The organism is Actinoplanes sp. NPDC048796 (assembly GCF_040650035.1).
GTDB lineage: Bacteria > Actinomycetota > Actinomycetes > Mycobacteriales > Micromonosporaceae > Actinoplanes.
Genome location: NZ_JBEZGO010000003.1, coordinates 375160 through 389224 on the forward strand (window position 1 = coordinate 375160; position 14065 = coordinate 389224).

General features: G+C 71.7%; 14 protein-coding genes. 5 read left to right on the forward strand and 9 right to left on the reverse strand.

Annotated features, from left to right (window positions below; genetic code table 11):
- Window positions 1–9 precede the first annotated feature (9 nt).
- A complete protein-coding gene (locus AB0C26_RS15495; protein WP_360247175.1) occupies window positions 10–1218 on the reverse strand; it encodes a chitosanase in 1209 nt (402 codons plus the stop codon).
- Window positions 1219–1346: 128 nt separating this feature from the next.
- Between AB0C26_RS15495 and AB0C26_RS15500 the strand changes: the two genes are divergently transcribed.
- Window positions 1347–2543, forward strand: coding sequence for an ROK family transcriptional regulator (locus AB0C26_RS15500; RefSeq protein ID WP_360247177.1), 1197 nt, complete (start codon window positions 1347–1349; stop codon window positions 2541–2543).
- Window positions 2544–2631: 88 nt separating this feature from the next.
- On the opposite strand, the gene AB0C26_RS15505 is transcribed toward AB0C26_RS15500, so the two are convergent.
- The 4 genes from AB0C26_RS15505 to AB0C26_RS15520 all read right to left on the reverse strand — a co-directional run bounded on the left by AB0C26_RS15505 (window position 2632) and on the right by AB0C26_RS15520 (window position 6281).
- A complete protein-coding gene (locus AB0C26_RS15505; RefSeq protein ID WP_360247179.1) occupies window positions 2632–3783 on the reverse strand; it encodes a hypothetical protein in 1152 nt (383 codons plus the stop codon).
- A 325-nt stretch (window positions 3784–4108) separates the two neighbouring features.
- Entirely contained in the window at window positions 4109–4582 is a 474-nt protein-coding gene (gene ispF, locus AB0C26_RS15510; RefSeq protein ID WP_360247181.1) for a 2-C-methyl-D-erythritol 2,4-cyclodiphosphate synthase, read from the reverse strand.
- Between the two features lie 473 nt (window positions 4583–5055).
- Window positions 5056–5748: a 2-C-methyl-D-erythritol 4-phosphate cytidylyltransferase gene (ispD, locus tag AB0C26_RS15515; protein ID WP_360247183.1), complete on the reverse strand. Its 693-nt coding sequence runs from the start codon at window positions 5746–5748 to the stop codon at window positions 5056–5058.
- Window positions 5749–5795: 47 nt separating this feature from the next.
- A complete protein-coding gene (locus tag AB0C26_RS15520; protein WP_026206027.1) occupies window positions 5796–6281 on the reverse strand; it encodes a CarD family transcriptional regulator in 486 nt (161 codons plus the stop codon).
- Between the two features lie 336 nt (window positions 6282–6617).
- Here AB0C26_RS15520 and AB0C26_RS15525 point away from each other — a divergent pair, with 336 nt between their 5' ends.
- On the forward strand, window positions 6618–7385 hold the full coding sequence (locus AB0C26_RS15525; RefSeq protein ID WP_360247186.1) for a hypothetical protein: 768 nt from the start codon (window positions 6618–6620) through the stop codon (window positions 7383–7385).
- Between the two features lie 24 nt (window positions 7386–7409).
- Here AB0C26_RS15525 and AB0C26_RS15530 read toward each other — a convergent pair whose 3' ends face one another.
- From AB0C26_RS15530 to AB0C26_RS15545, 4 genes are read right to left on the reverse strand one after another with little or no spacing between them, the layout of a single operon-like run.
- The gene (locus AB0C26_RS15530) at window positions 7410–7898 is read right to left on the reverse strand and encodes a DUF6023 family protein (RefSeq protein ID WP_360247188.1); all 489 of its coding nucleotides are present in this window, start codon (window positions 7896–7898) and stop codon (window positions 7410–7412) included.
- Window positions 7895–8956, reverse strand: coding sequence for a type III polyketide synthase (locus tag AB0C26_RS15535; RefSeq protein WP_360247190.1), 1062 nt, complete (start codon window positions 8954–8956; stop codon window positions 7895–7897). The genes AB0C26_RS15530 and AB0C26_RS15535 overlap by 4 nt, the downstream gene beginning before the upstream one ends.
- A 38-nt stretch (window positions 8957–8994) precedes the next feature.
- Window positions 8995–10149: an acyl-CoA dehydrogenase family protein gene (locus AB0C26_RS15540; protein ID WP_360247192.1), complete on the reverse strand. Its 1155-nt coding sequence runs from the start codon at window positions 10147–10149 to the stop codon at window positions 8995–8997.
- Window positions 10146–10856, reverse strand: coding sequence for a methyltransferase domain-containing protein (locus AB0C26_RS15545; RefSeq protein WP_360247194.1), 711 nt, complete (start codon window positions 10854–10856; stop codon window positions 10146–10148). The genes AB0C26_RS15540 and AB0C26_RS15545 overlap by 4 nt, the downstream gene beginning before the upstream one ends.
- 46 nt (window positions 10857–10902) lie before the next feature.
- On the opposite strand from AB0C26_RS15545, the gene AB0C26_RS15550 reads away from it, so the two are divergent.
- From AB0C26_RS15550 to radA, 3 genes are all read left to right on the forward strand, one after another.
- On the forward strand, window positions 10903–11730 hold the full coding sequence (locus AB0C26_RS15550) for a UbiA family prenyltransferase (protein ID WP_360247196.1): 828 nt from the start codon (window positions 10903–10905) through the stop codon (window positions 11728–11730).
- 84 nt (window positions 11731–11814) lie between these two features.
- A complete protein-coding gene (locus AB0C26_RS15555; RefSeq protein ID WP_360247198.1) occupies window positions 11815–12555 on the forward strand; it encodes a hypothetical protein in 741 nt (246 codons plus the stop codon).
- A 29-nt stretch (window positions 12556–12584) separates the two neighbouring features.
- Window positions 12585–14015, forward strand: coding sequence for a DNA repair protein RadA (gene radA / locus AB0C26_RS15560; RefSeq protein WP_360247200.1), 1431 nt, complete (start codon window positions 12585–12587; stop codon window positions 14013–14015).
- The last annotated feature ends 50 nt before the right edge of the window (window positions 14016–14065 follow it).

Sequence of the window (14065 nt, forward strand, 5' to 3'; positions counted from 1 at the left end):
GTACCGAAATCAGCCGATGTGGAAGTTCTGGCCGTAGACAGCGAAGTCCAGCGGCGTGTTGAGGTCGAAGTTGCTGTTGTTCAGGAAGCGCCGCTGCGCGGTGTCGACCCGGGTGGTGTCGTCGTGCGCGGCCTCCTTCTTCATCTCGATCACGCGCTCGTCCAGGAAGACGTTGAGCCAGGTGCGCTCGTCACCGCCCTGGGCCGGCGGCTTGGCCCGCTTCAGGGCCGCGCTGCGGATCTGGCGCATGCCCTCGTAGCCGTGCATGACGGCCGCGTCGTAGTAGGCGAACTGCCCGAGGGCCCGTACGCCGTCGGACTTGCCGTCGCGGACCGAGGGGTTGAAGTAGACCCGGTCGCGCTCGGCTTCCTGGGCGGCCTGGAAGGCGGGGTCGGCCGCGGCCGTACGCCAGTCTCGGGTGAAGTTGGGGTCGAGGCCGGAGTGCGAGGCCGTGCCGTTCACCGAGCGCAGGGCCGGCAGATACTTGGCCAGCACGTTGCCGGGCACGGCGTTCGTGTACGCCTGGACCAGCTCCAGCATGTCGCCGGTGCCGGAGCAGAAGCCGATGATGCCGGCGGTGTAGCCGCGGCCGTCCTTGATGTCCTCGATGTAGGCGAACTGGGCCCGCCAGTCGAGCGACGAGTTCTCCGCCGCCGAGACGAGCTGCATCGCGACGTCTTTCTTGGCCGGATTGTCCAAGTTAACCCCAGTGGCAGGTGGCGTGGTCGGCGGCGTCGTGGAGCCGCCGGGCGTCACCCAAGTCTGGTTGGCCGTGCCGGTACACGTCCAGATCTGCAGCCGGGTGCCGTTGGCCGAGCTCTGCCCGGTGGCGTCCAGGCACTTGCCGGAGCCCCTGTTGACCAGGGCGCCGCCGCTGACCGACCACTTCTGGGCGCCGCTGGCGTTGCAGTCCCAGAGCTGGATCTTGGCTCCGCTGGCGGTCGACGCGCTGGTCACGTCGAGGCACTTGCCGAGGGCCCGGATGGTGCCGTCGCTGTTGCCGACGGTCCAGGTCTGTGCGCCGGTGCCGTTGCAGTCGTAGAGCTGCACGGCGGCGCCGTTGGCCGAGCTGGCGTTGGCGACATCGACGCATTTGCCGCCGATGCCGGTGATGGGGCCGGCGGTCGCGGCACTGGCCGGAAGCAATCCGTAGATCACGGCCGCGGCGGGGACAGCCACGGCGACACCGGCGTAGACGACTCTTCTTGCGCGGATCATGGCGCTCCTCGAGACGGGGGATGAGGGGTTGGCGCGCGCGGCAGAGACGTTAGAACAGTTAACCAACTTTATCAATAAGGCTCGATGAACCTTGACATGCGTAGACGACCCCGCTTAACGTCCGGCGGGTGACCCGTCTGGCCGGCTCCTCCAAGCTGCTCCGAGCCATGAACGAGAGCGCGGCCCTGGCCCACCTGCTCGACCCGGGCCGGCTGACGCGTTCCGACCTCCGCAAACTCACCGCGCTGTCGACGCCGACGATCTCCGAAGTCCTCCGCCGGCTCACCGAAGCCGGACTGGTCACAGTGGTCGGTCACAACAGCGGCCGCCCCGGCCCGAACGCCGAGATCTACGCGGCCAACCCCGAGGCGGCGTACGCGGCCGCGGTCTCCGTGCGCGACATCGGCCCCAGCGGCGCCCCCTCGGTGGTGGCCGCGCTGTGCGACCTCACCGGCGAGATCCGCGGACGCGTCGAGTCGCGTGTGGACTTTCTCACCAGCGACCCGATGCGGGCGCTGGCCGACGTGGTGGCCCGGCTACGCGACGAGGCCGGCGTCCCGGCCGAACGCGTGCGCCACGTGCGCATCGGCGTGGCCGGCTCCTACGACGCCCGGGCGGCGACGATCCGGCACGTGCATCTTCCGGGCTTCGGCCGTACGGGGTTGGTGCCGCGCATCGCGGCGGAACTCGGCACCGAGGTGGGCGTCGACAACGACGTCAACCTGGCCGCGGTCGCCGAACGCCGGCGCGGAGTCGGCCGCGACGCCGAGGGTTTCGCCCTGCTCTGGCTGGGCCAGGAAGGCCTGGGCCTGGCCATCGACATGGCCGGCACACTGATGCGCGGCGCCCGGGGCGGGGCGGGCGAGATCGGCTACATGCCGCTCTACTCGCCCGACTCGGCCGACCGCAAGCTCGACCTGCAACACCTGTTCGGCGGCGAGGCCATCCTGGAGTTGGCCCGGGACAACGGCGTTCCGGGCCGCACACCGGCCGAGGTGGTGACCGCGGCCGCGAACGACCCGGCCACCTCGGGCGACTTCCTGACCGGACTGGCCGACCGCATCGTGGTCGGCCTGGCCGCGGTCGTCGCGGTCCTCGACCCGTACCTGGTGGTGCTGGCCGGCCCGATCGCCCAGGCCGGCGGCGAAGTCCTGCTCTCCGCCGTGACCGGCGCGATGCGGCGGGCCGCGCCGCTGGAGAGCCCCATCGCCCTGACCGCCATCGACGACGACGCGGTGCTGCTCGGCGCGCTCGACGCCGGCCTCACCGCCGTACGGGAAGGCCTGATCTCTTCGATCTCTTCAAAGGATCATGACGGTGGGTGAGGTACGGCGTGATTCGCCGCTACAAGCAGACCGATACCGTCACCATCGCCGCACTCCGGCAATGGCTATGGTCCTGTGACGACACCGCCTAGCGCCTCGTCAGGATCAAAAGCTCGGCGACCGCGGCCAGCACCATGGCCGACACCAGCGCCACGATGCCGCCGGCCAGGGCATAGACGAACAAGAGCAGAGGAGCGACGAAGCCCACGTACGCCGCCGCGGCCAACCGCCGATCGGTGGCACGCAGCCGGGTCAACGCGACGGCGAGCGGCTCCGGAACATTCCGGTTGAGCGCGACGATGACACCCACGAAGATCAGCAGGCCGATCAGCCCCGCCCACATCCGCGAAATGCCGTCACTGGCCAGGGTCATCAGCCCCGCCAGCACCGCCGCGACCTGGGTGGCGTTCGCACCGTAGAGGGCGAACCGCCGCACCTGCCCGGCCGAACTCCCCGACACGTCGAGAACGGGCCCCGCCGGCCGGCTCACCGCCGGCACCTCGGTCCAGTGTGTGGTCCCCGCCGGCTCAGGCTCATCGGGCCGGTCCGGCGCCTGATAGGCCCGCGGGAACGGCGACGGATAGTCACCCTCGGCGTCCGGCGCCACCGGCAGCGTCGCCTCGTCGGCCAGCTCCTCCAGCGCTTTCGCCCAGCGCCGCCGCTCGAACCGCACGATGCCCATGTCGCGCTGCGCCTCACCGATCGCCGGATCGAGATCCAAGGCTTGCGCGTACGCCCGTTGCGCCAGATCGAAGAGCCGCAGCCGCGCGGCCACCACCGCCAGCACCAGGTGGGCCTCCGCCTCGGCCGGCGCGACCCGCACGGCGTTCCACGCGGCGTTCAGCGCCTCCTGGCCGTTACGCGACTCACTGAGGAGCGCGGCCCCGGTCCGCTGCGCGTACGCGTCGGCGGGCCACTGCCGCAGAATGTCCCCCGCGACCCGGGCCGCCTCCCCGAACTTCCGGCTGTCGGACAACGCCATGGCCCGCACCACCAGGGCGGTGATCTCCTCGGGCGCCGCCGTGGCCGCCCGCTCCGCGGCGACCAGGGCCTCGGCCGGCTGCTCCGCGGCCAGATGAACACGCGCCAGGGTGGCCAGCAGACTGGCATCGTCGGGCGCCACGGTGAGGCCGGCCGCGATCTCCCCGGCCGCTTCGTCATAGCGGCCGAGGTCAGCAAGAAGCAGAGCCCGTTGCCGATACTCCTCGGGCGTGGTCTCGGGATCCAGGGGCGCGGCCACGAGTCGAGGGTAGGCGCTCCCACCTAACGTCACCCTGTGGGGTCGCACGCTGCGCGGACAACCCACCACCACCCACCGCGACAACCGCCGAAACACCCGCCCACCGAGCGGCGAGAAGCCCAGCCCCGAGCGGCGAGACCGGCGACCGGCGACCTGCGACCGCCGAGCGGCGAGACTCGCGACCGGTGACCGGTGACCGGTGACCGGCGAGCACCGAGCACCGAGCGGCGTGCGGCGAGACTCGAGACCGGCGAGCAGCGAGCAGCGAGCGGCGAGACGCACGACCGGCGAGCGGCGAGCGGTCAGACGCGCGACCGGCGAGCGGTCAGACGGAGGCGATCAGGGCGACGGCCATGGCGGCCAGCCCTTCGCCGCGGCCGGTCAGGCCCAAACCGTCGGTGGTGGTGCCCGAGACCGTCACCGGCGCGCCTACCGCGGCGGACAGGGCCTCCTGCGCCTCGGCCCGGCGCTTGCCGATCTTGGGATGGTTGCCGATCACCTGGATCGACACGTTGACCACCTGGAACGACGCCTCCCGGACCAGACGCGCCGTCTCGGCGAGCAGGGCCGAACCGGACGCGCCCGCCCATTCCGGCCGCGAAGTGCCGAAATTGCTGCCCAGGTCGCCCAGCCCGGCCGCACCGAAGAGCGCGTCGCAGGCGGCATGGGCGGCCACGTCAGCGTCGGAGTGCCCGGCCAGCCCGATGACGTCCGGCCAGAACAGACCCGCCACCCAGCAGGGCCGCCCCGCCTCGAAGGCGTGCACATCCGTCCCGATACCGACCCGCTGATTGATCACCGGCTCAGGCTACCGACGCCTTCCCGCCCCACGCCGCGCCGGGCACAACGCCTCCCCACCAGCCCATCACCGCCGAAGATCTCAGCCACCGAGCGAGGCGCCCGGGCGAGCACCGCCAAGGAAACCGCCACAAAATTCAGGCCCCAATGGCAGCTCCGCGCGCGCCAGAACCACCGGGGCAGCCGGATCAGGGTGGGCAAACATCAAGGGGCGCGTCCACCGAAACTTCAGGCCGGGGGACGCCACAGCCCCACGTCCGGCGACGCAAAGCAGGCACGCCGAGAGGCCGCGAAGCGCGGCAACCACCCAAGTCCGGGCAGTAGGGGGCAAAGCGAACGCGCCGAGAGGGTCAGGAGGACACCGGCGCGCGGAAGAGACGCAGGAGGACAGTCGCGCGCGGAAGAGACGCAGGAGGACACTCGCGCGCTGAAGAAAGCCGAAGGCCAGGGCTGAGCCGCGACAAGCCGCCCGGGTCAGGGGAGGTTGAGTAGCGCCTCGGCCAGGATCAGGTCCAGGGGGCGGGTGATTTTCATGGCCAGCTCGGAGCCGGGTACGCAGATCACCGGGAGGCCCGCCTTTTCGACCAGGCCGGCGTCGTCGGTCAAGTGGTCGGCGGCGGAGGCGTGGGCCGCGGCCAGGATGTCGTGGCGGAAGCCCTGCGGGGTCTGCACGCTGCGGAGCACGGAGCGGTCGACAGTGCCCAGGACGGTCTCGCCCGGGTCGACTTCCTTGATGGTGTCCACCACGGGAAGGGCGGGGATCACCGCGGGATGGCCGTCGCGGACCGCGGCCGCCACCGACTCGATCAGCTCGGGTGGGGTGAGGGCGCGGGCGGCGTCGTGGACGAGCACGATGGCGACGTCGGATGGAACCTCGGCCAGTGCCCGGGCCACCGACTCCTGCCGCTCGGCCCCGCCGGCCACCACGGTGACCGGCGCGACCGGCGCCAGTAGTTCTCGAACCGCCTCGACCTCGGCCGCTGGAGCGGCGACCACGATGAGGCGCACCGACGGCGCCGCCGCGACGCGGCGGATCGCGTGCACGAGTAGCGGCTCGCCGGCGAGCAGGCGCAAAGCCTTGGGCCCGCCCGGGCCGAGCCGCAGGCCGGCACCTGCTGCCGGAACCAGGACCGCGACGTCACCCCGAGCACTAAGCTGCGCGGTCACGTCGCGGTCCTGAGAACACAAGTTTTGATGTTGTGTCTGTGGGTAGATCAGGCCTCGGTGAGGACCTTGTCGAGGAGAACCTCGGCCTCGTCCTTGGTGCTCTTCTCCGCAAGAGCGACCTCACCGACCAGAATGTCACGAGCCTTCGCGAGCATGCGCTTCTCGCCGGCCGAGAGGCCGCGCTCACGCTCACGACGCCAGAGGTCGCGAACGACCTCGGCAACCTTCAGGGGGTTACCGGAGGCAAGCTTCTCGAGATTGGCCTTGTAACGCCGCGACCAGTTGGTCGGCTCCTCGGTGTGCGGAGCGCGGAGGACGTCGAAGACCTTACCCAGGCCTTCCTCGCCAACCACTTCGCGCACGCCGACGATTTCGGCATTCTCAGCGGGCACCCGAACAGTCAGGTCGCCCTGGGCGACACGCAGGACCAAGTACTGCTTTGGCTCGCCCTTGATGACCCTAGTTTCGATTGCCTCGATGAGTGCGGCCCCGTGGTGGGGGTAAACAACGGTCTCGCCGACACTGAAAACCATAGGTTCGAAGCCCCTTTCGCTGTGTCTAGGGTAACACGCTCACGCAGCGATGTCCCACCCTGCCGGTGACTGTTAGTGCAGCTCAGAGGCCCTGTGACGGGCCTTTCTACGGCTTGACAGAAGCGCCGCGAGCTGCCTTCGTAACTCAAAGTGACGAAAGGGTGACCGCTTTGACCCAGGGGTCGGATATTTCGTACCTATGGCGTTTGTGAGGTCAAGCTTATCGCTAAGGTCCGGAAGCACGCACTACTGGCGGTGGAGCGCCGGGTGAGGAAGGGTGGGAGGCAAGGTCCCCGTACCGAAGAAATACTCCTCGGCTTGAGGGGAGGGTGAGTCATGGCTGGTGCGAGCGACAACGGCGGATGGTCGTCGGATGGCGGTTCGCCGGACGGCCTGCCCGACCTGCCCGAGGAGTGGGGCGTCATCGTCATCCCCGACGATCTCTCGGAGCTGTCCGACGAGGTCGAGGCGGTTCGCGAGGAACTGCGGCTCACCGGCCCGCCCACTCGCTGGCAGCGTTTCGCCCGCCGCCCCGCGGTCCGCCGCCTGCGCCGGCTCGGCGGCAAGGCCATGCGGGCCCCGGTCCTGATCATTTCGATGGCCGTGCTCGTCACCGTGGCCAGCCTGTTCGCCTCGGCCTGGCCGGGCCCGCCGCGCCAGCCCGCCGCCCAGCGCACGGCCGCCACCCCCAGCGACAGCGCCACCACACTGCCCGCGCTCGAGCTTCTCGGCGCCGACGGCGACACGGTGCCGCTGAACAGACAGCTACCCGCTGTCATCCTGCTCATCGACGGCTGCGCCTGCGCGAGGCTGGTTTCCGACACCATCGGCGCCGTCCGTCCCGACATCGCCGTGGTCACCGTGTCGTCGGCCGCCACCGCGAGCACCGCGCTCACCCCGCCGACCAACACGACACCCCAGGCCCAGGGCAAGACCGTACGTCCCTTGCACGATCCGACCGGCACCCTGCGCACCCACCTGAAGCTGCCGCCGCCCGACGGCGTCGCCGCCGCCCTGCTCGTCGACGACGCTTCCAAGATCGTGCGCCTCTTCCCCCGCATCGCCTCGGTCGAGGACATGCGGCCCTTCCTCGCCGGTCTCTGACGAGACCGCGCCGCGGGGTGCGGGTCAGCCGATGTGGACCAGGGAGTAACGGAAGACCACCTCGCTGTCCTGGCCGGCGGTGACCGTCATGCGGAGGGCGTCGGTCAGCTGCACGGGGAAGGTCTCCGGGGAACGCTCCTGCTCACAACTCATGCCGAGGCCCGAGTCGCCGCCGACGCCGCTGAAGTCGCCGAAGCCGCTCTCGGCGCTGTCGAGGGAGACCCGCACCGTGCTGCCCGAGCCGCCCACGCAGACCATCGCCACCGAGTACTGGCCCGACGGCACCTCGGTGGAGATCTGTTGCGCGGCGCCCGGCGTCAAGGTCAGCGTGGCCCCGTCCTCCTGGGTGCCGACGTCGGGCAGCAACCGCTCCGCCGCCTGCCGCCACTGCTGGGCCGGGCTGGTCGGCTCGGTGTCGTCGGGCGCCGCCACCAGCCACCATGTGGCGCCGGCGGCCAGCAGTACAGCCGCCATCGAGTACAGCACCGCACCCCGGACCCGCTCGGACGTCACCCTGTGACTGTAGAGGTCTCCAGCAGCGTTCCGTAGAGCGTCAGACCCGGCCCGAACGCCAGCATCATGATCCGCCGGGGTGGCGCCGCACGACGGCGGAGGGCGTCCAGGACCAGGAGCACAGTCGGTGAGGAGCAGTTCCCGTACGCGGCGAGCACCTCCCGCGAGGCGGCCATGGCCTCGTCGTCGAGTTCCAGTTGCTCCTGGACGACGTTGAGGATCTTGGGGCCGCCGGGGTGGACCGCCCAGCCGTCCACCTCGGCCACGGTCAGCCCGTGCCGGGCCAGCATGCTGTCGACCAGCTCGCGGACGTGCAGTTTCAGGACCGCCGGCACCCGTGGGGACAGCCCCATCCGGAACCCGAGGTCAGTCACCTCCCACGTCATGTGGTCGGCCGTCGTGGTGTCCGTGACGGCGGCCACCTCCCGGACGGCGTACCCCCGGGAACCCGGAGTGACCACGACGGCAGCCGCCGCGTCCGCGAAGAGCGCGTGCGACACGATCTGCTGCATGTCCAGCCGGGCCGCCGGAGGCTGGAGATGAAGGCTGGTCAGCTCCGCGCAGAGCAGCAGGGCCGGCTTGCCCTGGGCGACCACGTAGTCGGCCACCGAGCCCAGCCCGGGCAGCGCCGCGTAGCAGCCCATGTGCCCGACGAACAGCCGCCGCACGCTCGGCGACATGCCCAGGTCGCGGGCGAGCAGGATGTCCAGCCCGGGCGTCGCGTACCCGGTGCAGGAGCAGACCGCGAAGAGCCCCAACTCGTCCGCGGCGAGCCCGGCGTCGGTCAGGGCCCGGCTCACCGCTTCCTTGCCGAGCGGGATCGCCTCGGCCTGGTAGCGGCGCATCCGCCGCTCGGTGGACCAGTCCGAGACGTCCTCGAGCAGCGGACTCACCGCGGCCTGCCGGGTACGCACCCCGGAGTTCGCGAAGATCCGCCGCACCAGTGCCCGCCGCTCGGGTGGGTAGTGCCGTTCGAAGTAGCCGTCCCACAGTTCGTCCTGCACCACGGACGGCGGCAGAGAGATTCCTACCCCGGCGATGGTCGCGTCGTTATTCACTTACGCCTCCCCAGGCCACTCTTACCCCGCGAACGCCGTCACCAACGTGGCGCCGATCCGTCCGAGTCGGGATCGCCGCCGAGCGCGTCGACGCCGAGCCAGTCGGCGCACACGTCGCTGGTGGCCGGCTGGAGTGATCCGGCCCGGGCGTCGCGGTAGAGGCGTTCCAGCGGGTGCCCGCGGCGCATGGCCGACGTGCCGGCGGCCTCGAGCATCGACGCCGCCACCTCGGCCGCGGTGGTGCCGGCGAGCAGTTTGGCCCGCCACACCCAGCGCGTGGTCTCGGCCTCACCGGGCTGCTCGTCGACCCGGCGGGCCGCCTCCATCACCGCCAGGTGGGCGGCGGCGACCGCCGCGTCGGCCCGGCCGATCCGGGCCCGCACGGCCGGCAGGTGGCCGAGCTTGCGCTGGTTGACGTGCTCCACCGCGGCGTCGACGGCGGCGCGGGCGACGCCCACGTAGACGGCGGCGTAGCTGGCCACCATCCAGTGCGGGGCGAGCTGGGCGATCACCAGCGCGAGGCCCTCGACGCCGCCGAGCAGGGCGCCGGACGGGACTGTCACGTCGACGTGCAGGTCGTGGGAGCCGGTCGCGCGCATGCCGAGGGCGTCCCAGGTCGGCTCGACCCGCAGGCCGGCGCCGGCCGGGACCAGGAACTGCGACACCTGGTCGGGATCGTCGGCGCTGCGGGCGGCGACCAGGTAGGCGTCGGCGTGTCCGGCGCCGGAGCAGAAGGTCTTGGCGCCGGTGATCCGGTAGCCGCCGTTCACGTGCTCGTACGACGTGGTGATCTTGGAGAGGCGGGAGCCGGCGCCGCGCTCGCTCATCGCCACCGCGTACCAGGAGCCGGCGGCGGCTGCCCGAAGGTGGTCGTCGCGGGCCCGCAGCGCCTCGTCGGCCAGGCCCAGGGCCTCGGCCAGCTCGTCGCTCACCCCGGCCAGGGCACCCGTGACCGAGGCGTGCATGTTGAAGATCAGGGCGGTGGCGCCGTTGCCGCGGGCCAGCTCGTACGCGACGGCCGCGTAGTCGGCGAAGCTCGCGCCGGCCCCGCCGAGCCGCTTCGGCGCCATCAGGCCGAAGAAGCCGGCGGCGCGCAGGTCGGCGAAGTCGTCGGCGGGGAAGGAACCGTCGCGGTCGTGCGCGGCCGCGCGGGCCGCGAACCGGGGCGCCAGCCGCCGGGCCTCTTCGATCACGGGGTGGCCTCCTTGCGGCCGCGCCCCTGATAGAGCACGGCGGTCGAACGGGTGGGGACGATGCGGCCGCCGGCGCCCTGGCCGAACGCCAGCCAGCGGAACAGGCCGGCCGTGCTGGGCCGCAGGCCGCGCACCTCGAGGCGTACGCCATGCGAAGCGAACTCGGCGGTGAGCCGGCGCGGATCGACGAAGAGGGCGGGATCGTGCAGGCCGATCGGGGCCACGCCGATCCACTCGCCCAGGGTGACCGTGACGAAACGGCTGAGCGCGCCGGAGTTGACCGTGTCGAGCACCAGCAGCCCGCCCGGCCGCAGCACCCGGGACAGCTCGGCCACGGCGGCCGGCAGGTCGGTGACGTGCTCGAGGATCTCGCCGGCGGCCACCACGTCGGCCGACCCGGTGGCCAGCGGCAGGGCCAGCACGTCGCCGCGGACCGGCGTGACTCCGCGCTGGGCCGCGAGGGCCAGTCCCGAGACGCGCAGGTCCACGCCGACGTGGCGGTATCCCTTGCCGGCCAGATGAGGCGCGAGCAGCCCGCCGCCGCAGCCGGCGTCGACCAGGACGGCGCCTTCCTTCACGGCCGGCGGGATCAAGGACGCTCGGGCCGCGGCCAGCCAGTGCAGGAGCTCGAAGCCGCCGCCGGGCCGCCACCACTCGCCGGCGAGGTCGTCGTACTGACGCGGATCGTTACGCGGCATCGGCGGCATGTGATCGAGCGTGGCACGCATCCGGCACAACCACCACACTGCTTTCATGTCCCGCGCTCTCGCGTTGATCAAATCGTCCCATCCGGAACCGGGCGGGGCCGTCACCGTGGCCATGACTCTGCTGGCGATCGGCGCTGGTCATCGCGGCTGGGCGATCCTCGGCGTGTTCCTCGCGGTGGGGGCCACCCAGCTCTCCGTCGGCTGGGTGAACGACTGGCTCGACGCCGACCGGGACCGGCGCGCCGGCCGGGGGGACAAACCGGTGGCGTCGGGTGCGGTCAGCCGCCGTACCGTGGGAACCGCGGGTTTGATCGCCTCTCTGGCCATCCCCTTCCTGGGCCTGCCGTTCGGGCTCGCGCCGGCGATCCTCATCTCGCTGGTGGGGATCTTCGCGCTGCTGTACGACTGGCCGCTGAAGTCCACGGTGTTCTCGGTGGTGCCCTATCTGGTGGCGTTCGGGCTGCTGCCGGCCTTCGTGGTGGTCGCGCTGCCGGGCCATCCGGCGCCGCCGGCCTGGCTGGTGGCGGCGGGAGCGCTGCTCGGCGGGGGTGCGCACTTCGCCAACGTGCTGCCCGATCTGGCCGACGACGCCGAAACGGGGGTGCGAGGGCTGCCACATGTGCTAGGCGCCACCGGTTCGTCGATCGCGGCGGCGGTGCTCCTTCTCGCCGCGACTCTCACGCTGGTCTTCGGGCCCGCCGGGCCTCCGTCGTGGGCGGGCTGGGCGGCGGCCTGCGCTTCCGTCGTGGTTCTGCCGCTTGGGTGGTACGCCATGACGCGCTCCTCCGGGCGCGCGGTGGCCATGTTCCGAGCGGTCATCGTGGTCGCCCTGATCGACGTTCTGCTGCTGATCTTCAGCGGCCGGGTGGTGTGAATGGACGGGTCGGCGCACGTGGCGGATCGCCGACCTCTAGGCTGGGGCTTACGCCCTTTGGTGTTCTTTTCTTGGAGGATCGTGATGCGCTCGCTGGGAACCCGCCGCGTCGCACTGGCCGCGGGTGTCGCCACGGTCGCCGTGATGGCGCTGACCGGCTGCTCGGCCGGCCAGGTCGCCGAGACCGCCATTCTGAAGACGCCCATTTCGGGCCTCAACACTTCCAGCCCTGACGGGCGTCTGGAGATCCGCAATCTCCAGGTGGTCTACAAAAGCCCCGAGGGTTACGCGGCCGGTGAGACGGCTCAGCTCGAGCTGAGTCTGTACAACACCACCACCTCGTCGATCCAGGTCTCGATCAGCAGCGCGCCGGCGCAGGGCACGACGAACAACGTCGTCTCGGCGCGGCAGATCGGCCTGACCGGCGGCGCCGCGGCGGCCTCGCCCGGCCCGGCCCCGGAGCCCTCCGGCAGCCGCCCGTCGCAGGACGAGCAGCCCGGCGGCGTGCCGTCGGCCGACGCCAGCGCCCCGTCGCCCGCCTCCGGCACCGTGCCGAGCGCGCCCAGCGAGCAGGAGCAGCAGCAGGTCGAGCCGGCCCAGATCACCATCCCGGCGCTCAGCAGCGCCACCTTCCTCCCCGAGGACGAGCAGAAGGTGCTGGCCGTCGGCCTCAGCGACAAGCTCGCCCCGGGCACCTCGCTGGCCCTGACCTTCGAGGTCAGCGGCGTCTCGCAGCCGCTGCAGGTGCAGGCGCCGTTCCAGGTGCCGCTGTCGCCGGCCTCGCGGGGCCCGGCGCTGACCGAGCACGAGAACACCGAGGAGTAAATGTCATACCCGCCAGCTAACTTGGCGGGGTGACTTCCTCTACCCGCTCGGCATCCAAGGCCGCTCGACCGGCTTTCGTCTGCGACGCCTGCGGGCACCAGCCGCCGAAATGGCTCGGCCGGTGCCCGGAGTGCGGCGAGTGGGGCTCGGTCATCGAGTCCACGGTGACCACACCGCTCGGCGCCGGCCGGGTGGTCAGCTCCCGCATGCCGGCCGAGCCGGCCCGCCCCATCGCCCAGATCAGCGCGGCCCCGGCCAAGGCCGTGCCGACGAACGTGGGCGAGCTCGACCGGGTGCTCGGCGGCGGCCTCGTGCCCGGTGCGGTGGTGCTGCTGGCCGGCGAGCCCGGTGTGGGCAAGTCCACACTGCTGCTCGACGTGGCCCAGCAGTGGGCCGCCCATTCGGGTTCGGCGTCCCTCGTGGTCAGCGGCGAGGAATCGGTCAGCCAGGTCCGGCTGCGGGCCGAACGGCTCGGCGCGCTCCACGAGAAGCTTTACCTGGCCTCCGAGAGCGACCTGTCGGCGGTCATGGGCCATCTCGACGCGGTCAAGCCCGGCCTCCTCGTGCTCGACTCGGTGCAGACCATCTCCGCTCCCGGCACCGAGGGCGTGCCCGGCGGTGTCACCCAGGTCCGCGCGGTCACCGCCGCCCTGGTCGGCGTGGCCAAGGAACGCGGCATCGCCACCGTCCTGGTCGGCCACGTCACCAAGGACGGCCAGGTCGCCGGCCCCCGCGTGCTGGAACACCTGGTCGACGTGGTGCTGCACTTCGAGGGCGACAAGCATTCGTCGCTGCGCCTCGTGCGCGGCGTCAAGAACCGGTTCGGCGCCGCCGACGAGGTCGGCTGCTTCGAGATGCACGAGGGCGGCATCGCCAGCCTCCCCGACCCCTCCGGCCTGTTCCTCACGCGGTACGCCGAGCCGGTGCCCGGCACGTGCGTGACAGTCGCCATGGAAGGCCGGCGAGCCCTGGTCACCGAGGTGCAGGCGCTGATCGGGGCCGAGGTGCAAGGTTCCCCCCGGCGTACGGTGTCGGGCCTGGACAGCGCCCGGCTGGCCATGGTGCTGGCGGTGCTGGAGCGCCGCACCAAGCAACTCAAGCTCTACAACCGCGAGGTCTTCGCCGCGACCGTCGGCGGCATCCGGCTCACCGAGCCGTCGGCCGACCTCGCGATGGCCCTGGCCGTCGCCTCCGGCGGCCTCGACCTGGCCATGGCGCCCCACCTGGTGGCGATCGGCGAGGTCGGCCTGACCGGCGAGATCCGGCGGGTCGGCGCGGTCGGCCGGCGGCTGGCCGAGGCGTCCCGGCTCGGCTTCAAGGTGGCGCTCGTGCCGCCCGGCTGCGCGCCCGAGACCAGCGGCTCGCTGAAGGGCATGGAGGTCGTCGAGGTGGCCGATCTGCGCTCGGCGCTCCAGTCCGCGGCCCGGGCCTCGGCCGCCCACGGTGGTGACCGTCGGTGATTCATCGAACCACGCCTCGTTGACCTGGAACAGGGTCCGTAGAATGTACA

Bases quoted from the DNA above. Each gene is read 5' to 3' on its own strand.
- AB0C26_RS15555 (WP_360247198.1), top strand. From the start codon at position 11,815: ATGCGCTCGCTGGGAACCCGCCGCGTCGCACTGGCCGCGGGTGTCGCC.
- AB0C26_RS15545 (WP_360247194.1), bottom strand. From the start codon at position 10,856: ATGCCGCCGATGCCGCGTAACGATCCGCGTCAGTACGACGACCTCGCC.
- AB0C26_RS15525 (WP_360247186.1), top strand. From the start codon at position 6,618: ATGGCTGGTGCGAGCGACAACGGCGGATGGTCGTCGGATGGCGGTTCG.
- AB0C26_RS15495 (WP_360247175.1), bottom strand. From the start codon at position 1,218: ATGATCCGCGCAAGAAGAGTCGTCTACGCCGGTGTCGCCGTGGCTGTC.
- AB0C26_RS15520 (WP_026206027.1), bottom strand. From the start codon at position 6,281: ATGGTTTTCAGTGTCGGCGAGACCGTTGTTTACCCCCACCACGGGGCC.
- AB0C26_RS15550 (WP_360247196.1), top strand. From the start codon at position 10,903: ATGTCCCGCGCTCTCGCGTTGATCAAATCGTCCCATCCGGAACCGGGC.